The sequence below is a fragment of the Kitasatospora sp. NPDC058965 genome (assembly GCF_042741245.1).
In the GTDB taxonomy this organism is placed as follows: domain Bacteria; phylum Actinomycetota; class Actinomycetes; order Streptomycetales; family Streptomycetaceae; genus Kitasatospora.
Genome location: NZ_JBHYKG010000029.1, coordinates 22623 through 43728 on the forward strand (window position 1 = coordinate 22623; position 21106 = coordinate 43728).

The following is a 21106-nucleotide window of genomic DNA, read 5'->3' on the forward strand; positions in this document are numbered from 1 at the left end:
GCGAGCGGCGAACCAGCAGGTCAGCGCACGAGCGTGCGGGCGAGCTCGACCGCCTCGGCCAGGGTGTCGACCACCGGGACGCCGACCGGCTCCAGGTTGGCGCGAATGTGCGAACCCCCGGTGTACAGCACGGCGTGCGCGCCCGCCTCGCGCGCCGCGAGTGCGTCGTCCGCCGCGTCGCCGATCAGCACGGTGCGGGCCGGGTCCACCCCGGGGGCCAGCGCGGCCAGGTGGCGCACCAGCGAGGCGGCCTTCTGCCCGTGCGAGGGGCCGGTGCGACCGTCCACCCGCAGGAAGTGGCGCTGGATGCCGAACCGCTCCACCACCGGGACCAGCCGCTCGTGCTGGTACATGGAGAGCAGCGACTGGGTGCCGCCGCCGGCCGCCCAGCCGGCCAGCAGGTCCCGTGCCCCGTCGGTCAACCCGCAGCCGACGGCCAGCTCGGTGTACCGCTCCTGGAAGGCCGCGTCCAGCGCCTCCCACTGGGCGCCGCTCGGCTGGAAGCCCAGCACCCGCTGGTAGAAGCGCGGGATCGGGATCTCGTAGCTGGCCCGGTACTGCTCCAGGGTCAGCGGGGCGCCGCCGACCGTGGCGAAGGCGGCGTTGCTGGCGCCCACCACCGCCGCCATGTCGTTCAGCAGGGTGCCGTTCCAGTCCCAGACGATGTGAGTTCGCACCCCGGAAGGGTAGGCGGCCGTGCCGACAAACGGGTATCGGGCGGCTCACAACCAGGCGATCAACCGATGAGGCCGGGGATCTCCTGGGTCGCGTACCAGAGCAGCTCGTGGTCCTCGGCGCCGTCCACGTCGAACTGGGCGTCGGTGTCGCCGGCGTCCGCGGCGCCGATCGCGGCCGCGGCGGCGGTCACGTCGGTGACCACCTCCTCCTCGTCCGCGTCCGCGTGCACGGCGGCGGCCTTGGCCAACCGGACCGGGGCGGCCAGGGTGACCCGGCCGAGCGAGGCCTGGTCCTGGTACTCGTCCCCGGGGAACGGGCGCACCGCCTGGTCCGGCACGTCCAGCGCCACCACCACCCGGCGGCGCGGCGCCCCGGCGTCGGCGGCCAGCAGGCGCAGCGAGGACTGGGCGGCGCGCACCAGGGCGGCGTACTCCAGCTCCTCCAGGTCGTCGCTGACGTACCACTCGCGCAGCGCCGGGGTCACCGCGTAGGCGGCGGACTGGTCCAGCGCGCCGTCCGGGTGCGCCTGGGCCAGCGCGGCCAGGGTGGTGGGCACGTAGACACGCATCGGGGCACGCTCGCTTCCGGTAGTCCTCGGGACCACCACAGAATACGGCCCCGACGATCACCGCGGGGCGGGCGGCGTGTACCCCTTCGAGCGCATCGCCGCCGGGCCCGGCGGCGGTCGGGGACCCGGGTGCGCCGGCCCTCCCGCCAGGGCCGCAGCGGTGTCAAGCCGCCGTCCGGGCGACACCCGCACGGGGGTGCGCGGCCGCCTTGAGGCGGCGCGGCAGCGGCCGATAGCACTGGCACCGCACCCGTCCGTGACCGACCGAGCCCCGGGGGTACCGCCGATGATGGAGACCGCGCTGCGCCGCACCACCGCGCCGCAGATCAGCAGGCTGACGCCGACGCCCCGGCGCCCGGCCCGACCGCAGTCGAACGCCGCACCGCACGCGGACACCGCGCCGCACCCGCCGCACGACGCACCGCACCCGCACCCGCACGACGCGCCGCACCCGGACGCACCGCACTCGACGCCGCACCCGCCACCGCACGAGCCCCGCGCGCCCCGCCACCCGCGCGCCGCCTGCGCGACCACCGCGCGGGCCCAGGGCGAGCTGGCCCAGCGGTTCGCCCAGCGCCTGGTCGAGGTGCTCGCCGGGGTCCGCCCGCTCGGCCAGCTGGTCCGGCACACCACCCACGACGGCTACCGCGAACTCGCCCGGCTGTCCCGCGGCAACCCGCTGCGCCGCCCCGGCGGCGCGCTGCCCCGACTGGGCCCGGTGCACGAGTCCGCCCCGGGGCCCGGCGCCCTGGAGGTCTGCGTGCGGGTCGAGGCCGGCCCGCGCCACCACGTGGTCGCGTTCCGGCTGGAGCGCCACCGCCGCACCGACCAGTGGCAGTGCGCCACCGTGGGGACCTGGTGACGCGGCGGGGCGCCGCCCGGACGGATCCGGACGGCGCCCCGACGACGGCTCGACTACTTGCGGCGGCGGCCCTTGGCGGCCCGGCGGCGCTCGGCGCGGGTCAGCCCGTCACCCTCGCTGACCGCCGCGTCCTCCTCGAAGTCGCCCTCGATGACGGTCTCGTCGCCGTCCACCGACGGGGCGGTGTAGTGCAGGCGCTGGCGGGCCGGAGCCTCCAGGCCCTTGGCCTTGATCTCCGGACGGGCGTCCTGGACGACCTCGGCGGCCTCGGCGTCGGCCGGCAGCGGGACCTCCTCGACCTGCTGCTCGACCTGGACCTCCAGGTTGAAGAGGTAGCCGACGGACTCCTCCTTGATGCCCTCCATCATCGCGGAGAACATGTCGAAGCCCTCGCGCTGGTACTCGACCAGCGGGTCGCGCTGGGCCATCGCCCGCAGGCCGATGCCCTCCTGCAGGTAGTCCATCTCGTACAGGTGCTCGCGCCAGCGGCGGTCCAGCACCGAGAGCACCACGCGGCGCTCCAGCTCGCGCATGACCTGCTCGCCGAGCTGGTCCTCGCGGGCGCCGTACTGGGCCTGGATGTCCTCCTGGAGCACCTTGGTCAGGAAGTCCGAGGTCAGGCCGGAGGCACCGCCGGCCTCCTCCTCCAGCGCGTCCAGCTCCAGGGTGACCGGGTAGAGCTGCTTGAGGGCGGTCCAGAGCTTGTCCAGGTCCCAGTCGTCCTCGAAGCCCTCGCCGGTGGCGGCCTGCACGTAGGCCTCCACCGTGTCGTCCATGAAGTGGCCGATCTGCTCCTGCAGGTCCTCGCCCTCCAGCACCCGACGGCGCTCGCCGTAGATGACCTCGCGCTGGCGGTTGAGCACCTCGTCGTACTTCAGGACGTTCTTGCGGATCTCGAAGTTCTGCTGCTCGACCTGGGTCTGCGCGGAGGCGATGGCGCGGGTGACCATCTTGGACTCGATCGGCACGTCCTCGGGCACGTTGGCCATGGAGAGCACGCGCTCGACCATGCCGGCCTTGAACAGGCGCATCAGGTCGTCGCCGAGCGAGAGGTAGAACCGGGACTCGCCCGGGTCGCCCTGACGGCCCGAACGACCGCGCAGCTGGTTGTCGATCCGGCGCGACTCGTGCCGCTCGGTGCCGAGCACGTACAGGCCGCCGAGCTCCTGCACCTCCGTCTGCTCGGACTTGACCATCTCCTTGGCCTTGTCCAGCGCCGCCGGGAACGCGGCCTGGTAGTCCTCGGGGGTGTCCACCGGGTTCAGCCCGCGCTGGGCCAGCTCCGCGGTGGCCAGGTGCTCGGGGTTGCCGCCGAGCATGATGTCGGTGCCGCGGCCGGCCATGTTGGTGGCGACCGTGACGGCGCCCCGGCGGCCGGCCTGGGCGACGACCTGGGCCTCGCGCTCGTGGTGCTTGGCGTTCAGCACCTCGTGCGGGATGCCGCGCTTGCGCAGCTCCTGGGAGAGGTACTCCGACTTCTCCACCGACACGGTGCCGACCAGCACCGGCTGGCCCTTCTCGTGCTTCTCGGCGATGTCCTCGACCACGGCGGCGAACTTGGCCGGCTCCGACTTGTAGATCAGGTCGGGCTGGTCGATGCGCTGCGGCGACTTGTTGGTCGGGATCGGCACCACGCCGAGCTTGTAGATCTGGTGGAACTCGGCCGCCTCGGTGGTGGCGGTACCGGTCATGCCGGAGAGCTTCTCGTACAGGCGGAAGAAGTTCTGCAGGGTGATGGTGGCCAGGGTCTGGTTCTCGTTCTGGATCTCCACCCCCTCCTTGGCCTCGATCGCCTGGTGCATGCCCTCGTTGTAGCGGCGGCCGGCCAGGATGCGGCCGGTGTGCTCGTCGACGATCATGACCTCGCCGTTCATCACGACGTAGTCCTTGTCCGCCTTGTAGAGCTCCTTCGCCTTGATGGCGTTGTTCAGGAACCCGACCAGCGGGGTGTTGACCGACTCGTAGAGGTTGTCGATGCCCAGGTAGTCCTCGACCCGGGAGACACCCTCCTCCAGCACGCCGACGGTGCGCTTCTTCTCGTCCACCTCGTAGTCGCGGTCGCGCTTGAGGCGCAGCACCAGCTTGGCGAAGTCGGCGTACCACTTGGTCGCCTGGTCGGCCGGGCCGGAGATGATCAGCGGGGTGCGGGCCTCGTCGATCAGGATCGAGTCGACCTCGTCGACGATCGCGAAGTTGTGGCCGCGCTGCACCAGCTCGTCCTGCGACCAGGCCATGTTGTCGCGCAGGTAGTCGAAGCCGAACTCGTTGTTGGTGCCGTAGGTGATGTCCATCGCGTACTGGCGCTGGCGCTCGGCCGGCGACATGTTGGCGAGGATCACGCCGACCTCGAGGCCGAGGAAGCGGTGCACCCGGCCCATCCACTCCGAGTCGCGCTCGGCGAGGTAGTCGTTGGTGGTGATCAGGTGCACGCCCTTGCCGGTCAGGGCGTTGAGGTAGGCGGGCAGGGTGCCGACCAGGGTCTTGCCCTCGCCGGTGCGCATCTCGGCGACGTACCCCATGTGCAGCGCGGCGCCACCCATCAGCTGGACGTCGTAGTGGCGCTGACCGAGGACGCGCTTGGCGCCCTCGCGGACCGTGGCGAACGCCTCGGGGAGGATGTCGTCCAGCGACTCGCCGTCCGCCAGGCGCTGCTTGTACTCGTCGGTCAGCGCCCGCAGCTCGTCGTCGGTGAGGTTGACGAAGTCCTCTTCGATGGAGTTGACCTGGGCAGCAATCCGCTGCAGCTTGCGAAGAATCTTCCCTTCGCCGGCGCGCAGGATCTTGTCGAAGACGGACACTTGAGCGGGCTCCTTGCCTGGATCGGCTCTGGACGACTGCACGGCGGGGTCCACCCCACCGCACGGGCCATCGTATGCGAGGAGTCCAACGCGCCGGGAGGTGCGTCAGCACGCCATTCCTGTGTCACCCGTGGGGGCGGATCCCGCGATAGGTGTCGGAACGGGTGCAAACCGGGCACGGGAAAGTCACTTTCGCCGCCGCCGGACGACCCGGATACTCCAGTCATGAGCGATTCGATCTTGGCGCCCGCGGTCCTGGAGACCGAACGGCTGCTGCTGCGCGCCCCCGCGCCCGAGGACGTCGGCCCGATCTTCGAGATCTGCCAGGATCCCGAGATCCAGCGCTGGACCGTGGTCCCCTCCCCCTACCGGCCGGAGGACGCGGAGTTCTTCGTGCACAAGCTGGCCGCCGACGGCTGGCGCACCGGCCGCTACCCCTCGTGGTGCGTGTTCGAGAAGGCCACCGGCGCGCTGGTCGGCACCCAGAGCCTGGCCGACCGCGGCCCGGGCAGCGCCGAGGTGGGCTACTGGGCCGCGCCGGCGGCGCGCGGCCGCGGCTTCACCGTCGAGGCGCTGCTGGCGGTCTGCCGCTGGGGCGTGGCCGAGCGCGGCCTGCGCCGGATCGAGTGGACCGCCTACGTCGGCAACGAGCCCTCGCGCGCCGTGGCCCGCCGGGCCGGCTTCACCATGGAGGGCACCCTGCGCTCGTTCGCCCCCCAGCGCGGCCAGTGGCGCGACGTGTGGATGGGCTCGCTGCTGGCCACCGAGGTCCCGTCGGCATGACCGGGGCACTGGAGCCCGCGGAGCTGTCGGGGCACGGCCTGCTGCTGCGCCCCTGGACCGCCGCACTCGACCGGCGCGACGTGGCGGACCTGCGCAGGGGTCTGAGCGACCCCGAACAGGCCCGGTGGAACCCCAACGCCCCGCTCGACGACCCGGGCGAACCGGCCGTGCACGACTGGGTCGACCGCCTGCTGGCCAGGACGGCCCAGGGCAGCGGGGTCTTCTGGGCGGTGCGGCACCCGGACGACGACCGGCTGCTCGGCCACCTGGGCCTGCGCGACGTGGAACCGGCGACGGGCACCGCCCGGGTCGGTTACTGGATCATGCCCGAGGCGCGCGGCCGCGGCACGGCCACCGCCGCCCTGCTCCTCGCCTCCCACTGGGCCTTCGGCGAACTGGGCCTGCACCGGATCGAGTTGGCGCACGCCGTGGGACACGGGGCGTCCTGCGCGATCGCCCGCAAGGGCGGCTACCTGCTGGAGGGCGTGCTGCGCGGGGCGATGCCGGACAGCCACGGCGCCCGGCAGGACCTGCACCTGCACGCCCGCCTCGCCACCGACGCCGTCGACTGAGCCCGGCGCGCCGGACCGGACCCCGCGGTCCGGCCGGCCCCGACCGCCGGACGGCCCCGACCGTCTGCCGGGCCCGGCTGTCGGACGGGCCCGGCTGTCGGACGGGCCCGCTAGCCTGCCCCGCATGACCGCGCTGCCACCGCCCGAGCTGACCCTCTCCGCCGACCAGGCCCGCCGCATCGCGCTGCGGGCGCAGGGACTGCTGGGGGCACCGGACCGCCGGGCCGGGGTGCGCGGAGTGCTGCGGCGGCTGGGCGCGGTGCAGCTCGACACCATCTCGGTGCTGGCCCGTTCGCACGAGCTGGTCCCGTACGCCCGGCTCGGCGCGGTCGGCCGCCCGGCCGTGGAGCACGCGCTCTGGGGCGCGGCCGCCTCCTTCGAGTACTGGTCGCACGCCGCCTGCGTGCTGCCGATCGAGGAGTGGCCGCTGTTCGCCTTCCGCCGCCGGGCCTTCCGGGACCGCGGCAACCTGTGGAACCACCGGGTCGAGCCCCGGGCCTACCGGGCGGTGCTGGACCGGCTGCGCGCCGAGGGCCCGCTGACCAGCAGCGAGCTCGGCGGCGCCAAGCGGACCGCCGAGTGGTGGGACTGGTCGGACAGCAAGATCGCGGTCGAGCGGGCGCTGGCCTTCGGCGACGTGGTCTGCACCGAGCGCCGCGGCTGGAAGCGGGTCTACGCGCTGGCCGAGCAGGCGGTCCCCGCCGAGCTGTACCAGCGCGAGCTCACCGACGGGGAGTGCCTGAGCCGACTGGTCGGCCAGGCCGGCCGGGCGCTCGGCGTGGCCACCCGGAGCGACCTGCAGGACTACCACCGGCTCAGGACCGCCCAGCTCGACCGGGTCCTGGCCGACAGCGGCCTGGTCCCGGTCGCGGTGGCCGGCTGGGGCGCCGCCGGGACCCCTGCCCCGGCCTGGGCCGATCCCGCCGCCCTCGCCGCCGAGGGGGCGGTCGACGGTTCCGCCGCCGGGCGCGGCCGGCACCGCACCACCCTGCTCTCACCGTTCGACTCGCTGGTCTGGGACCGCGCCCGGACCGAGCGGATCTTCGGCATGAGCCACCGGCTGGAGGCCTACACCCCCAGGGAGAAGCGCGTCCACGGCTACTTCGCCATGCCGCTGCTGACCGGCGGCAAGCTGGTCGGCCGGGTCGACCCGGCCCGCGAGAAGGGCGTCCTGGTGGCCCGTCAGGTCTCGCTCGACTCCCCCGCCCGGCTGCCCGCCCTCGCCGACGCGCTGCGCGAGGCGGCCCAGTGGGTGGGCTGTTCGGCGGTCCGGGTCGAGGCGCTCTCCGACGAGGCGCTGCGCGCCCCGCTGGAGCGGCTGCTCGGCTGAGCGCCGGTCACCCTATTTCGAGGATCTTCTCCCGCATCGCGTACACCACGGCCTCCATCCGGGAGTGCAGCTGCAGCTTCTCCAGGATGTTGCGGACGTGGTTCTTCACCGTGTTCTCGCTGATGAAGAGCTCCTTGGCGATCTCCCGGTTGTTCATCCCGGTGGCCACCAGCTTGAGCACCTCCAGCTCGCGGTCGGTGAGCCGCGGCGCGGGCACCAACTCCCGGTCGTCGGACCGGCGCTGGATCATCGACTTGAACTCGGTCAGCAGCTTGGCCGCCATCGAGGGGCTGATCTGCGACTGCCCGTCCGCCACCGCGCGGATCGCGGTGGCCACCTCGTCCGTGGAGATCTCCTTGAGCAGGTAGCCGGTGGCCCCCGCCTTGATCGCCTCGTAGAGGTCGGCCTCCTCGTCGCTTATCGTCAGCATGATGATCTTGGTGCTGGGCGCCACTTCCTTGATCGAGGTGCACGCCTCGATCCCGCTGCGCCGCGGCATCCGCACGTCCATCAGGATGATGTCGGGCAGCAGGTCGGCCGCCTTGGACACCGCCTCCGCGCCGTCCCCGGCCTCGCCGACCACCTTGATGTCCGGCTCCTCGGCCAGCACGATCTCCAGGCCCCGCCGGAAGAGCGCGTGGTCGTCCACCACCAGGACGCGGATGGGCTCGCCGCCGCGTGGCGCGTACTCCGGCTCCGGAGCCTCGCCGTCGAACCGCTGCGCCATCCGCCCCTCCCCGCCGCCGAATGCTGTGGGCCTCATCATTCCACGGTAATTGGGGCCGGGTTCAACCCGTGATCGTCACGTCCCCCCAACGGGTGGGCCGACGGCCGTGCGCGCGCCCACGACGGCGAACGGCCCGGCGGCCGCTGTCGGCCGCCGGGCTCGGGTACTCCTGCGATCAGCGGTCGGCCGCCGAGTTGATCGAGCCGCCGCCACCGCTCAGCTCGTCGTCCGGCTCCAGGCCGTTGGCCTGCACGTGGATGACGCCGTAGTCGTAGCCGCGGCGGCGGTACACCACGCTGGGCAGCCCGCTGTCCTTCTCCACGAACAGGTAGAAGTCGTGGCCGACCAGCTCCATCGACTCCAGCGCCTGGGCCAGCGTCATCGGGTGCGCCAGGTGGGTCTTCTCCCGGACCACCAGCGGCCCCTCGCCCTCCACCTCCAGCGAGCCCATCTTCGTCTTCGGCACGGCCTGCGCGTCGAGCTCCTCGGCGGTCGCCGTGCCCGGCAGCGCCGCGATCCGCGCGGTCGCCTGGGCCACGCTCAGCGGCGTGGTGCGCACTCCGTGGTGCACCCGGCGCCGGTCGGCGGACTTGCGCAGCTGCGCGTCGAGCTTCGCCGAGGCCAGGTCGAGCGCCGCGTAGGGATCGGCGGCGGCGGCCTCGGCCCGGATCACCGGGCCACGGGTGCGGACGGTGATCTCCACCCGGTCGGACCGGTCGGCCTGACGCGGGTTGTGTTCCTTGGACACCTCGACGTCGAGGCTGATCACCTTGCCGTCGAACTTCTGGACCTTCTCCAGCTTCTCGGCCACGTGCTCGCGGAACCTCTGGGGCACCTCGGTCTTGCGGCCCTTGACGACGATGTCCACGCAGAACTCCGATCCCTCGTACTGGCGCCGGCCCGGACTACCGGACCGGGCATGAGACCCAGCCTGACCAGCCAAACTGCCGCCGGCCCGCCGCCTGGTCCACGGACCGGGCGGGCTGGGCCCTCACCCACTCTCCTCCCCAACCGGGAGGCGCGAAACCCCCCGGAGCCTCATCAGACACCCCGGGTGTTCATTTCGCCTCTCCAGCGGGACCCTAGGGGTCGCGGGTCTTGGCCGGACAGCTGTTCCCCCCTGTCTACCCTCATATGAGTGAAGTGACGGTAAATATCTGGACAACTCCGCCCAGACGGCCCACCCTGAGCCCTGCCCGACCCGCCAACACCGCGCTCGGGAGGCGTCCGGTGCTCGCTCCGCTGCTCGACCTGCTGCTCCCCGCCCCCTGCGCCGGCTGTGCCGGGCCCGGCGGTCCGCTCTGCCCCGACTGCCGGGCCCGGCTGGACCGTTCGACCCCCGGGCGGCTCGACCCGCAGCCCGCCCCGCCCGGCCTGCCACCGGTGCACAGCTGCGCCGCCTACCAGGACCCGCTGCGCCAACTCCTGCTCGCCCACAAGGAACGCGGCGCCCTCGCGCTGGCCGCCCCGCTCGGCGAGCTGCTGGCCCGCACCGTGCTCGCCGCGCTGTCCGCGCCGCCCGCTCCCGCCGGTCGACCGGTGCTCCTGGTCCCGATGCCCTCGGCCCGTCGCGCGGTGCGCGCCCGCGGCCACGACGCCACCCGGCGCCTCGCCCGCGCCGCCGCCCGCCGCCTGCGCGGGCACGGGCTGCGCTGCCAGGTCGCCCCCGTGCTGCGCCCGGCCCGCACGGTGGCCGATCAGGCCGGCCTGGGCGCCGCCGCCCGCCGGGCCAACCTGCACCGCGCGCTCACCGTGCCCGTCCGCTTCCACCACCCGCTGACCGGCCGTCAGCTGGTCCTGGTGGACGACGTGGTGACCACCGGCGCCACCCTGGCCGAGGCCGCCCGGGCCCTGCGGGAGGCGGGCGCACCGCCGCTGGCGGCGGCCACGGTGGCCGCCGCGCGGCGCTGAGCCGCCGTCAGCCGGGGTAGGTCGGCTGCGTGGCGTCCTTGGCGAACGCCTTCCACTGCGGCTGCATGGTCCCGCTCAGCGAGTAGACCAGGTGGTCGCCGCCCTTGGCGTCGGCCAGCACCGGGTCGAGCCGCGACTCGGAGGCGGCCACCACCGTCGTCCCGTCCACCGCCTGCAGGGCGGTGTCCAGGCCGGAGTAGCCGTCGGTGGAGACGTAGCGCAGCTGCGGCACGCTGTCGCGCTCCTTGCCCAGCACCAGCAGCGTGTCCGGATCCGCCCAGGAGACCGAGGTGACGTCGGTGAGCAGCGCCGCGATCGGCCGCAGCCCGCTGATCTGCACGTTCGACGCCTGCTGCGGGTCGTCCCGGCGGACCAGCCCGAGCCAGAGGCCGTGGTTGCCGGCCGCGTCCTTGAGCAGCAGCGCCACCCGGGTGCCGTCCGAGGACACCCGCAGGCCGTCCACGGCCTGACCGGCGGGCAGGTCGGCCACCGGCACCGAGGTCCGGGCGCCGTCCTTGATCAGCAGCACCTGCGGCTGGGCCGGGTCGCGGTCCACCACCCAGAGCCCGCCGAAGCCGTCCCAGCTGGGCGTGGCGAGGCCCTGTGCCACCCGGCTGGTGGCGACCGGCTGGCCCAGCTGCTTGGCACTGTCGTCCAGCGCCACCTGGTAGAGCGCCCGGCCGTCCTGGCTCACCACCGCGGCGGCGGGACGGTCGCGGCGCACCGCGAAGGCGGCCGGCGCCTGGTCACCGCTGGGCTCGACCGACGCACCGGGGCTGGTCGACCCCAGGACCCCGGGCACCGCGCCGGAGCTGCCCTGGCTGAGCGTCTCCAGCTGCCCGGTCTTCGCGTCGCGGGCGTACGCCTGGCCGGAGCCGGCCAGCGTGCCGGGCGCGTAGGCCGCGGCCTTGGCCTGGGTCGTGGTGACCTCGGCGCTGCCCTTCTTGGCCACCACCTGGACCCGGTCGACCGAACCGGGGCCGCCCTGGCTGAGCAGGGTGTAGTACAGCTGGGCCGCCATCTGGCGGCACTGGCGCTCGCTGGTCACGCAGTCCACGCCGTCGACCTGGACCCGCACGGTGCGCGGGTCGTCGGAGCTGACCGCGGTCACGCTCACGCCGCCGTCGAAGCCCGACCGGACCACCGGCGCCAGCCACCCCGAGGCACCCTGGGCGACCGCCTGGGCCGCGGCGCCGGCCGGGTCGATCCGGCGGCGCAGGTACACCGGGTCCGGTACCAGGACCGGCTGCGCGCCGCCGCCGACCGGGTCGTTGCGGGTGAAGAAGTACCGCTCGACCAGCTGGTACGCGTTCTGGAAGCTGGTCTTGTCCAGCACCAGCGTCGAGGGCAGCGCGGCGATCCGCCACTGCGCCCGGTCCTTGGCGTCCTTGCTGTCCTTCGCGTCCTTGGCGACGTTGACCAGGGTGAACTGGCCGCTGTACTGGGCCCGGTCGTCCTTGCCGTGGTAGGTGTGCCGGGAATCAAGCTCACCGACCTCGTGCGAGCTGATGGTCAGCTGCACCTGGTCGGCCGAGTCGCCGCCGGCGGGGGCCTGCAGCGCGGTGGTGGCCAGCACCACCGCGCCGTCGTTCGGCCGCCACTGCGCGATCGCGTCCGGCGTCAGGTACTGCTTGGCGGTCCGGTAGTCGGCCTCGTCGGCGATCGAGGCGTCCAGGAAGTTCTGCAGCACCTCGCGCGGCGACTGCCCGTCGCGCGGCGGCATCGGGATCACCCGCACCTGGACGCCCTGCCCCTGCGGCGGGCGGACCGTCTCGGGCTGCCCGTTGTCCGGCATGGTGGCGCAACCGGCCGCGAGCAGCACGGTCAGCGAGACCGTCAGCGTCCCCACCCAGCCGCTCGAGTCGGCCCTACTGGTAGTCCCCACCCGGTGACCCCTCCGCGCTCGTGCTCCCGCCGACCTGCCGGTCCGCTCCGGCCTCGGTCGGACCGGCCTCCGGCTGCTGCGGCAGCCGGTGCGGTTCGACCACCACCTGCGCGCCGGTGGCACCGTACCCGGTGCCCGCGGCCCGCACGTCCGAGGGGTCGGCGACCACGGCCGCCCTGGCCTGCGGACGGCCCAGCGCCCCGCCGATGCTCAGTACCCCGCCCAGGCCCGGGCCGAGACCCTGACCCGCGCCGCCCGGGGTCTCCGGGACCTCGGTCGCCTCGCCACCGGCGGTCAGCGCGGTCGCGCCGGCCGGCAGCGCCCGGCGGTACGGGGTGCCCTGGGTCCGCAGGCCGCGGTTGTGCCGGGAGTCCTCCGGCTCCAGCCGGAACGGGGCCCGGCCGATCTCCCCGCCGCGGGTGCGCGGCAGGGTGAGCCGGAAGTGCGAACCGCCGCCCGGCTCGCCCCAGGCCTGCAGCCAGCCACCGTGCAGGTGGGCGTCCTCGACCGCGATCGACAGGCCCAGCCCGGTGCCGCCGGTGGTGCGCACCCGGGACGGGTCGGCGCGCCAGAACCGGTGGAACACCCGCGAGGCCTCGCCCGGCTTCAGGCCGATGCCGTAGTCGCGCACGCCGACGGCGACCGCACCCTCGGCGGAGCCGAGCCGGATCACCACGTCGCGGCCCTCGCCGTGCTCCAGCGCGTTGACCACCAGGTTGCGCAGGATCCGCTCGATCCGGCGCGGGTCGACCTCGGCCACCACCGGGTTCTCGGCCCCGCGCAGCACCACGGCGCTGCCCTTCAGCCGGGCCAGCGGATCGGCCGCCTCGACCACCCGGTGCACGATGTCGCGCAGGTCCACCGGCTCCGCGTCCAGGATCGCCGCGCCCGCGTCGAACCGGCTGATCTCCAGCAGGTCGGCGAGCAGCGACTCGAACCGGTCCAGCTGGCCCTGCAGCAGCTCCGCCGAGCGGGCCGCCATCGGGTCCAGGTCCTCGCGCGAGTCGTAGATCAGGTCGGCGGCCATCCGCACCGTGGTCAGCGGGGTGCGCAGCTCGTGCGACACGTCCGAGACGAACCGGCGCTGCACCCGGGACAGCTCCTCCAGCTGGCGGATCTGCGCCTGCAGCGCGCCGGCCATCCGGTTGAAGGACTCGCCGAGCCGGGCGATGTCGTCGGTCCCGGTGACCTTCATCCGCTCTTCCAGGTGCCCGTCGGCCAGCCGCTCGGCGATCCCGGCGGCCATCCGCACCGGGGTGACCACCTGACGGACCACCAGCCAGGCGATGCAGGCCAGCAGCACGACGATGAAGACGCCGGCGGTGGCCACCGTGGTGGTGACCAGGGCCAGGGTCTGGTCCTCCTGGACGAAGGAGAAGGCGAAGTAGAGCTGGTACGGCTTGTTGTCCGGGCCCGTCAGCTGCCGGCCGATCACCAGGCCGGGCTCGGAGAGCTCCTGGCCGTTCGCCGCGGTGCGGTTGATCGTGGTGGTCTGCTGGTGGATCGCGTTCGGGTCGCCGGCCACGTCCCGGCGCAGCTCGGGGGAGATGCTGGTGAGCGCCACGTCCTCGGAGGCCCGGGCGGTCTGCGGCGGGACGCTGGTCGCCACTGCGCTCTGGTCGGTGGCCGGCACGACGCCGATCACCAGGTAGACGCCCTGGCCACCACTGGCCAGGTTGGCCACCTGGTCGGTGAGCCAGGTGCTGGTCTCGCTGCTGCTCGGGTCGCCGCTGCCGGCGGTGCCGGTGCCGCCGACCTTGGCGCCGAGGTCGCGGAGCGTGTCGCTCTGCTTCTGGGCGGTGCTGAAGCCGCCGGAGGCCTGGCTGAGCGCGGCGCGCTTCTTGCTGTCCAGCAGGCCCTGGCGGACCTGGGCCATCACGACGACGCCGAGCACGGCGACCAGCGCCACCGAGAGGACCAGGGTGGCGGCGACCACCCGGACCTGGATGGAACGCCGGTACAGCGCGCTCAGCCGGTGGAACGGGCGCAGCAGCCGACGGCCCAGCGGACCGTGCGACGCGCCCGTCGCGCGTCGCGGGCCGCCGCTGGGGACGATCACCTCCTCGGCCACGACGTCGGCCGAGGAGGGGTGGACCTGGTGCGACACGTCAGCTGGGTCCGGCCTTGTAGCCGACACCGCGGACGGTCACGACGATCTCCGGACGCTCCGGGTCCTTCTCGATCTTCGAGCGCAGGCGCTGCACGTGCACGTTCACCAGTCGGGTGTCGGCCGCGTGCCGGTAGCCCCAGACCTGCTCCAGCAGCACCTCGCGGGTGAACACCTGCCAGGGCTTGCGGGCCAGCGCGACCAGCAGGTCGAACTCCAGCGGGGTCAGCGGGATGCCCCGCCCGTCCCGCTTGACCGAGTGGCCGGCCACGTCGATGACCAGGTCACCGATGGTCAGCTGCTCGGGGGTGGGCTCCTCGGCCCGGCGCAGCCGGGCCCGGATCCGGGCCACCAGCTCCTTCGGCTTGAAGGGCTTCACCACGTAGTCGTCGGCGCCGGACTCCAGGCCGACCACGATGTCCACCGTGTCGGTCTTCGCGGTCAGCATCACGATCGGCACACCGGACTCGGACCTGATCTGCCGGCAGACGTCGATCCCGTCCCGTCCGGGCAGCATCAGGTCGAGCAGCACCAGATCCGGCTTCGTCTCCCGGAACGCGGCGAGCGCCTTGTCCCCGTCCGCCACGAAATACGGCTCAAAACCCTCACCACGCAGCACGATGCCGAGCATCTCGGCCAGTGCGGTGTCGTCATCTACGACGAGGACGCGACCTTTCATGCGCCCATCCTCTCATTACCGGATTGTGACCTGCCGCACACCCGTGCCCATCCGACCGGCGAACGGCCGGTAATGCTGCCCATATCCACCCAAACTCCATGCTTTCCGGGCCCGGTCGACTCCGTTGTCGATCAGCAACCCGGCGCCCCTGGGGCGCCTGCCGACACCATGGCACGATGGGGCGGCACGCATGCGCCCCACCACCGAATCCGGGGCCGACGCCCCGCGCCGAGGAGCAGTGATGACCGACACTCCGGGCTGGGTCTCCCCCAGCTCGTCCGGGTCCGAACCCGAGGACGTCCGGCCCCCGGCCGGCACGCCGGGTGGAGCGGACCGACCGTCGGACACTCCTCCCGCACCGCACACGCCCCCGGTGACCCCGCCGCCGGCCGCCCCACCGTACTCGGGCTCCTACGGCGTCCCCGGTGGCGCAGGAGCTCCGGTCCCCCCGCAGCGCGGCTGGAACCCGCCGCCCGGCTGGGGGCAGCAGCAGCCGCAGTGGGGGCAACCCCAGCGGGGCGGGCAGCCGCAGGGCGGCCAGCCGCAGTGGGGACAGCCCCAGTGGGGCCAGCAGCCGCAGTGGGGCATGCGCCCGCCCAGCCCCAAGCCCGGCGTGATCCCGCTGCGCCCGCTCGCCGTCGGCGAGATCCTGGACGGCTCGATCGCCACCGCCCGCCAGCACTGGCGCACCGTGCTGCCGCTGTCGCTGATCGTCGCGGTGCTCAGCCAGAGCGCTGTCACCACCCTCAACTGGGTCCAGCTGAACGGCTCGGCCAACATCGCCGCCCTGGTCGGCGGCCTGGCCGGCGCCCTGATCAGCGCGGTCGCCGGCCTGGTGGTCACCGCACTGCTCACCATCGTGGTGAGCAAGGCGACCATCGGGGAGTCGGTCTCGGTCGGCACCGCCTGGCAGGCGGCCCGCGGCCAGCTCTGGAAGCTGGTCGGACTGACCCTGATGATCACGCTGATCGTCGTCGGCGTGATGGCCGCGGTCATCGTGCCCTGCGTGCTGGTCGGCATCGCGATGGGCGGCCTCGGCTCGGACGACTCCGGCGCCGGCGCGGGTGCCGCCGTGCTGATCTTCTTCGGGTTCATGGCCGCCATCGCGCTGGGCGCCTGGATGTACGTCCGGCTCAGCCTCGCCGCCCCGGCCCTGATGCTGGAGCGCCAGGGCGTCTTCGAGGCGATGCGCCGCTCCCGCCGGCTGGTCCGCGGCTCCTGGTGGCGGATCTTCGGCATCAACCTGCTCGGGCTGCTCCTCACCGGCATCCTGGCCGGCGTGATCGCGCTGCCGTTCCGGCTGCTCTCCGGCGGCAGCGGCGCGGGCGGCCCGCTCGCCGGGCTGGTGCCGGACCCGAACAACCCGCCCTCGCTCGCCTCGCTGGTGATCGTCGCGATCGGCGGCGTGCTCGGCGCCACCCTCACCACGCCGATCAAGTCCGGCATCTCGGTGCTGCTCTACGTCGACCAGCGGATCCGCCGCGAGGCGCTGGACCTGGAGCTGGCCCGCGCGGCCGGCCTGCCCGAGTACGGCGGCTCCGGCTGGGCCGGCCAGCAGCCGGGCCAGTACCCGCCGTACCCCGGCCCGCACGGGGCGGCCTGACCCGATGACGACCTGGGGGGAACTGGTCCGGGCCGCCGGTGACGGCGTCCCGGTGACCGTGCCGCGCGACGTGGCCCGCAACGCCGCGCGCGACGAACTGCAGAAGGCGGAGTACCACCGCCACGACCCGAGCCTGCTGCAGCGCGCCATCAGCTGGCTCTGGGACCACTTCAACCAGTTGCTCGACCGACTCGGCGGCCCGGGCCACAGCGGCACCACCGGGCTGGTCCTCTTCCTGCTCCTGTTCGTGGTGATCGGCGGCCTGCTCTGGTGGCGCCTGGGCCGCCCGGGGCGGTCCGCGACCACCGCCACCGCGCTCTTCGCCGACCGGGGCCCGCGCAGCGCCGCCGAGCACCGGGCCGCGGCCGAGCGGCACGCCGCCGCCGGCGAGTGGGAGGACGCGGTCCGCGAGCAGCTGCGCGCCCTGGTCCGCGACCTGGAGGAGCGCACCCTGCTCGACCCGCGCCCCGGCCGCACCGCGGACGAGGCCGCCGCCGAGGCCGGCCGCCGGCTCCCCACCCACGCCGCGGAGCTGCGCACCGCCGCCCGCCTCTTCGACGACATCGCCTACGGCGGCCGCACCGCCGACCGGGGCGCCTACCAGCAGTTGGCCGAGCTCGACCGCCGACTGCGCCAGACCCGTCCCACCCTGACTCCGGCGGGCGCCGCGTGAGCCTGAGCACCACCACCGAACCGACCACCGAACCGACCACCGGGGCGCCCGCGGCAACCGCCGCCGACGCGCCCGCGTCCAGCCTCAGCCCGACGCTGCGCCAGCTCTGGCACCGGACCCGCTGGTTCCTGGCCGCCGCCGTCCTGCTGCTGCTGGCCGGCCTGCTGCTGGCCGGGCTCGACAACAGCGCCGGCTACCCGGCCCTGGATCCGCGCTCGCCCGACGGGACCGGTACCAAGGCCGTCGCCGAACTGCTCCGCGGGCACGGCGTGACCGTCTCCACCACTGCGGACCCCGGCGCCCTCGCCACCGCCGGACCGGACGACACCGTCCTGGTCCCGGTGCCCGACCTGCTGACCTCCGACCAGTTGCGCGCGCTGGGCGCCGCCGGCCACCGCCGCCTGGTGCTGCTCTCCCCCGACAGCACCGCCCTGGACGTCCTGGCGCCCGCCGTGCAGCCCTACACCGGCGACGGACCGGAAGGCGTCACCTCGGCCGCCACCGCCCCCGGCTGCACGCTGGCCGAGGCCGAGGTGGCCGGCACCGCCGAGGCGGGCGGCCGGCTGTACCGCGGCGGCCCCGGCACCGCCGCCTGCTACCCGCGGCTCGGCCACCCGACCCTGGTGAGCGCCCGCGGCGCGGACGGCTCCGAGGTGGTCGTGGTCGGCTCCGGCCGCTTCCTCACCAACGAGTACCTGACCCACGAGGGCAACGCCTCGCTCGCCCTCGGTCTGCTCGGCTCGCAGCCGCACCTGGTCTGGTACCTGCCGGACTACGCCGCCTCCGCCGCCGCCAACGGTGACAAGAGCTTCACGGAGCTGATCCCGAGCGGGTGGAGCTGGGCCGCGGTGCAGCTCGCCGTCGCCGTCGTGCTGGCCGCGCTCTGGCGGGCCCGCCGGCTCGGACCGCTGGTCGCCGAACAGCTGCCGGTGGTGGTCCGGGCCGCCGAGACCACCGAGGGCCGCGCCCGGCTCTACCAGCTGGCCAAGGCCCGCGGCCGGGCCGCCGAAGCGCTGCGCCGGGCCGCCCGGCACCGGCTGGCCCCCGTGCTCGGGGTGTCCGTGACGGCCGGCCAGGTGGACTCCCACACCCTGCTCGCCGCCCTCGGCGACCGGCTGACCGACCGCCCCGCCGGTGACCTGGCCGGGCTGCTCTACGGTCCGCCGCCCACCGACGACGCCGCACTGCTGCGGCTCGCCGACGACCTCGATGCCCTCGAAAGGCAGGTACGACAGCCGTGACCGACCAGCCCACTCCCGCTGCCGCCGACCCCCGGCAGGCCCTCGGAGCGCTGCGCGCCGAGATCGGCAAGGCCGTGGTCGGCCAGGACGCCGCCGTCACCGGCCTGGTGGTGGCGATACTCTGCGGCGGCCACGTGCTGCTGGAGGGCGTGCCCGGTGTCGCCAAGACCCTGCTGATCCGCACCCTGTCCACCGCGCTCAGCCTGGAGACCAAGCGGATCCAGTTCACCCCCGACCTGATGCCGGGCGACGTGACCGGCTCGCTGGTCTACGACGCCCGCACCGCCGAGTTCTCCTTCCAGCCCGGCCCGGTCTTCACCAACCTGCTGCTGGCCGACGAGATCAACCGCACCCCGCCGAAGACCCAGGCCTCGCTGCTGGAGGCGATGGAGGAGCGCCAGGTCACGGTGGACGGCGAGCCGCGCAAGCTGCCCGAGCCGTTCCTGGTCGCCGCCACCCAGAACCCCCTGGAGTACGAGGGCACCTACCCGCTGCCCGAGGCCCAGCTGGACCGCTTCCTGCTCAAGCTGATCCTGCCGCTGCCCGACCGCGACCAGGAGTTCCAGGTGCTCAGCCGGCACGCCGCCGGCTTCGACCCGCGCGACCTGGCCGCCGCCGGCGTGCGGCCGGTGGCCGGCCCGGCCGAGCTGGCCGCGGCCCGCGCCGAGATCGCCAAGCTCACCGTCTCCCCCGAGGTGCTGGCCTACATCGTGGACCTGTGCCGGGCCACCCGGCAGCACCCCTCGCTCTCGCTCGGGGTCTCCCCGCGCGGCGCCACCGCGCTGCTCAACACCGCGCGGGCCTGGGCCTGGCTGGCCGGGCGGGACTACGTCTCGCCCGACGACGTCAAGGCGCTCGCCCTGCCCACGCTGCGCCACCGGCTGCAGCTGCGCGCCGAGGCCGAGATGGAGGGCGTGACCGCCGACTCGGTGATCCAGGCCGTGCTCGCCCAGACCCCCGCACCGCGCTGAGCCGGACCCGTTCCCGCCAGCCAGTCAGCCCCACACGCTAGGAGTCTGCCGTGGCCCTGACCGGCCGAACCGCCCTGCTCGCCGCCCTGGGCAGCCTGGTCGTGGGGCTGCTGCTGCCCTCCTGGGCCGGCGTCGGGCTGGTCACCGGGGTGGTACTGCTCGGGGTGCTGGCCGATCTGCTGCTCGCCGCCCCGGTCCGCACCCTGGTGCTGGACCGGGACGGCGACACCTCGGTCCGGCTCGGCGAGCCGGCCACCGTCTCACTGAGCATCAGCAACCTGTCCGGGCGCCCGCTGCGGGCCCAGCTGCGCGACGCCTGGGCCCCCTCCGCCTTCCGCCCCGGCACCGACCTGACGGCCTCTCGGCACCGGCTCACCGTGCCGGCCGGCGAGCGCCGCCGGGTCAGCACCGCGCTGCACCCGACCCGCCGCGGCGACCAGCAGGCCCACCGGGTGACGGTCCGTTCGCTGGGCCCGCTCGGCCTGGCGGGGCGTCAGGGCTCGCACCACGTGCCGTGGACGCTGCGCGCACTGCCGCCGTTCACCAGCCGCAAGCACCTGCCCTCCCGCCTCGCCCGACTGCGCGAACTCGACGGCCGGACCTCGCTGCTGACCCGTGGTCAAGGCACCGAGTTCGACAGCCTGCGCGAGTACCTGCCGGGTGACGACGTCCGCTCCATCGACTGGCGGGCCAGCGCCCGCCGGCACACCGTCGCGGTCCGCACCTGGCGGCCCGAGCGGGACCGACACATCCTGATCGTGCTGGACACCGGCCGGACCTCGGCCGGCCGGGTCGGCGACGCCCCGCGTCTGGACGCGGCACTGGACGCCGCCCTGCTGCTCACCGCACTGGCCACCCGGGCCGGGGACCGGGTCGACCTGCTCGCCCACGACCTGCGCCAGCGCGGCACGGTCCTGGGTCGTTCGGCCACCGACGTGCTGCCCGCCTTCACCAACGCCATGGCCACGCTGGAACCGGCACTGGTCGAGACCGACCTGCGCGCGCTGACGGCCGCCACGCTCAAGCTGGCCCCGCGCCGCTCGCTGATCGTGCTGCTCACCGGCCTGGACACCGGCCCCGCCGAGGACGGCCTGCTGCCGCTGCTGCCCCGGCTCACCCAACGCCACCAGGTGATCGTCGCCTCGGTGGCCGACCCCCGGCTGACCGAGCTGGCGGCCGCCCGCGGCACCGTGCAGGCGGTGTACGGCGCTGCCGCGGCCGAGCAGGCCCAGGCCGACCGCCGCGCGGTCGCCACCCGCCTCGGCCGCCTCGGCGTCACGGTCCTGGACGAGTCCCCCGCCGCCCTTCCGCCGGCCCTGGCGGACAGCTACCTGGAGCTCAAGGCGGCGGGCAAGCTCTAGCACGGAGCAGCCGTCCACCACCGCCACCGCCGGAGGGGCCCGGGTTCTCCCGGGCCCCTCCGGCGTTCCCCATCACGGGCCGTCTGTCATGCCACTCCGGTGTCACGAGGGACCACCCTCCTGCCCGTGAGGACCTTTCCCAGCGCCTCCAGAACCCCGCTCGGCCCTACTCTCCGCGGAGCACCACTGCCCGTCCCCAGGACGTCCCGCCGGGCTGTCCGCGCTCCCGAGCAGCCGGCTACCCTGCTGTCCCGAAAAGGCTCGGAAACGCGAAGAAGCCCCCTTTCCCGAAGGAAAGGAGGCTTCTCCTGAATGATTGTTCGGCGGCGTCCTACTCTCCCACAGGGTCCCCCCTGC

General features: G+C 74.1%; 18 protein-coding genes. 10 read left to right on the forward strand and 8 right to left on the reverse strand.

Annotated elements, in window-relative coordinates; genetic code table 11:
- Positions 1–20: 20 nt before the first annotated feature.
- Together ACFW1A_RS07790 and ACFW1A_RS07795 are read right to left on the reverse strand one after the other, a co-directional pair.
- Positions 21–677 carry an HAD family hydrolase gene (locus ACFW1A_RS07790; RefSeq protein ID WP_380405928.1) on the reverse strand — a complete coding sequence of 219 codons (657 nt, stop codon included), beginning with the start codon at positions 675–677 and terminating at the stop codon, positions 21–23.
- Between the two features lie 59 nt (positions 678–736).
- Positions 737–1246: a DUF6912 family protein gene (locus ACFW1A_RS07795; protein ID WP_380405931.1), complete on the reverse strand. Its 510-nt coding sequence runs from the start codon at positions 1244–1246 to the stop codon at positions 737–739.
- A 256-nt stretch (positions 1247–1502) separates the two neighbouring features.
- On the opposite strand from ACFW1A_RS07795, the gene ACFW1A_RS07800 reads away from it, so the two are divergent.
- On the forward strand, positions 1503–2108 hold the full coding sequence (locus ACFW1A_RS07800; protein ID WP_380405934.1) for an Rv3235 family protein: 606 nt from the start codon (positions 1503–1505) through the stop codon (positions 2106–2108).
- Positions 2109–2161: 53 nt separating this feature from the next.
- Here the strand turns inward: ACFW1A_RS07800 and secA are convergent, their stop codons facing one another.
- Positions 2162–4906 carry a preprotein translocase subunit SecA gene (gene secA / locus ACFW1A_RS07805; protein ID WP_380405937.1) on the reverse strand — a complete coding sequence of 915 codons (2745 nt, stop codon included), beginning with the start codon at positions 4904–4906 and terminating at the stop codon, positions 2162–2164.
- Between the two features lie 225 nt (positions 4907–5131).
- On the opposite strand from secA, the gene ACFW1A_RS07810 reads away from it, so the two are divergent.
- From ACFW1A_RS07810 to ACFW1A_RS07820, 3 genes are all read left to right on the forward strand, one after another.
- The gene (locus ACFW1A_RS07810; RefSeq protein WP_380405940.1) at positions 5132–5689 is read left to right on the forward strand and encodes a GNAT family N-acetyltransferase; all 558 of its coding nucleotides are present in this window, start codon (positions 5132–5134) and stop codon (positions 5687–5689) included.
- Positions 5686–6261, forward strand: a complete 576-nt coding sequence (locus tag ACFW1A_RS07815) for a GNAT family N-acetyltransferase (protein ID WP_380405944.1) — start codon at positions 5686–5688, stop codon at positions 6259–6261. Before ACFW1A_RS07810 ends, ACFW1A_RS07815 begins: the two co-directional genes overlap by 4 nt.
- 124 nt (positions 6262–6385) lie before the next feature.
- Positions 6386–7591 (forward strand): winged helix-turn-helix domain-containing protein, encoded by a 1206-nt coding sequence (locus tag ACFW1A_RS07820; RefSeq protein ID WP_380405947.1) that lies wholly within the window; start codon positions 6386–6388, stop codon positions 7589–7591.
- A 7-nt stretch (positions 7592–7598) separates the two neighbouring features.
- On the opposite strand, the gene ACFW1A_RS07825 is transcribed toward ACFW1A_RS07820, so the two are convergent.
- Positions 7599–8318: a response regulator gene (locus tag ACFW1A_RS07825; protein WP_380405979.1), complete on the reverse strand. Its 720-nt coding sequence runs from the start codon at positions 8316–8318 to the stop codon at positions 7599–7601.
- A 175-nt stretch (positions 8319–8493) separates the two neighbouring features.
- On the reverse strand, positions 8494–9186 hold the full coding sequence (gene hpf / locus ACFW1A_RS07830) for a ribosome hibernation-promoting factor, HPF/YfiA family (protein WP_380405949.1): 693 nt from the start codon (positions 9184–9186) through the stop codon (positions 8494–8496).
- A gap of 362 nt (positions 9187–9548) precedes the next feature.
- Between hpf and ACFW1A_RS07835 the strand changes: the two genes are divergently transcribed.
- Positions 9549–10229: a ComF family protein gene (locus ACFW1A_RS07835; RefSeq protein ID WP_380405951.1), complete on the forward strand. Its 681-nt coding sequence runs from the start codon at positions 9549–9551 to the stop codon at positions 10227–10229.
- Between the two features lie 7 nt (positions 10230–10236).
- Here ACFW1A_RS07835 and ACFW1A_RS07840 read toward each other — a convergent pair whose 3' ends face one another.
- Genes ACFW1A_RS07840 through mtrA form a run of 3 tightly spaced genes read right to left on the reverse strand, consistent with a single transcriptional unit; the run spans position 10237 to position 14900 of the window.
- Positions 10237–12078, reverse strand: a complete 1842-nt coding sequence (locus ACFW1A_RS07840) for an LpqB family beta-propeller domain-containing protein (RefSeq protein WP_380405953.1) — start codon at positions 12076–12078, stop codon at positions 10237–10239.
- Between the two features lie 19 nt (positions 12079–12097).
- Positions 12098–14221, reverse strand: coding sequence for an MtrAB system histidine kinase MtrB (gene mtrB, locus ACFW1A_RS07845; RefSeq protein WP_380405956.1), 2124 nt, complete (start codon positions 14219–14221; stop codon positions 12098–12100).
- 1 nt (position 14222) lies between these two features.
- Entirely contained in the window at positions 14223–14900 is a 678-nt protein-coding gene (gene mtrA / locus ACFW1A_RS07850) for an MtrAB system response regulator MtrA (protein WP_380405960.1), read from the reverse strand.
- A gap of 373 nt (positions 14901–15273) precedes the next feature.
- Between mtrA and ACFW1A_RS07855 the strand changes: the two genes are divergently transcribed.
- The 5 genes from ACFW1A_RS07855 to ACFW1A_RS07875 are packed head-to-tail and all read left to right on the forward strand — an operon-like array spanning position 15274 to position 20749.
- Positions 15274–16503, forward strand: a complete 1230-nt coding sequence (locus ACFW1A_RS07855; RefSeq protein WP_380405964.1) for a hypothetical protein — start codon at positions 15274–15276, stop codon at positions 16501–16503.
- Between the two features lie 4 nt (positions 16504–16507).
- On the forward strand, positions 16508–17176 hold the full coding sequence (locus tag ACFW1A_RS07860; RefSeq protein WP_380405967.1) for a DUF4129 domain-containing protein: 669 nt from the start codon (positions 16508–16510) through the stop codon (positions 17174–17176).
- Positions 17173–18417 (forward strand): DUF4350 domain-containing protein, encoded by a 1245-nt coding sequence (locus ACFW1A_RS07865; RefSeq protein WP_380405970.1) that lies wholly within the window; start codon positions 17173–17175, stop codon positions 18415–18417. Before ACFW1A_RS07860 ends, ACFW1A_RS07865 begins: the two co-directional genes overlap by 4 nt.
- Positions 18414–19388 (forward strand): AAA family ATPase, encoded by a 975-nt coding sequence (locus tag ACFW1A_RS07870; protein ID WP_380405973.1) that lies wholly within the window; start codon positions 18414–18416, stop codon positions 19386–19388. The genes ACFW1A_RS07865 and ACFW1A_RS07870 overlap by 4 nt, the downstream gene beginning before the upstream one ends.
- 50 nt (positions 19389–19438) lie before the next feature.
- Positions 19439–20749, forward strand: a complete 1311-nt coding sequence (locus tag ACFW1A_RS07875; protein ID WP_380405976.1) for a DUF58 domain-containing protein — start codon at positions 19439–19441, stop codon at positions 20747–20749.
- Positions 20750–21106 lie beyond the last annotated feature (357 nt).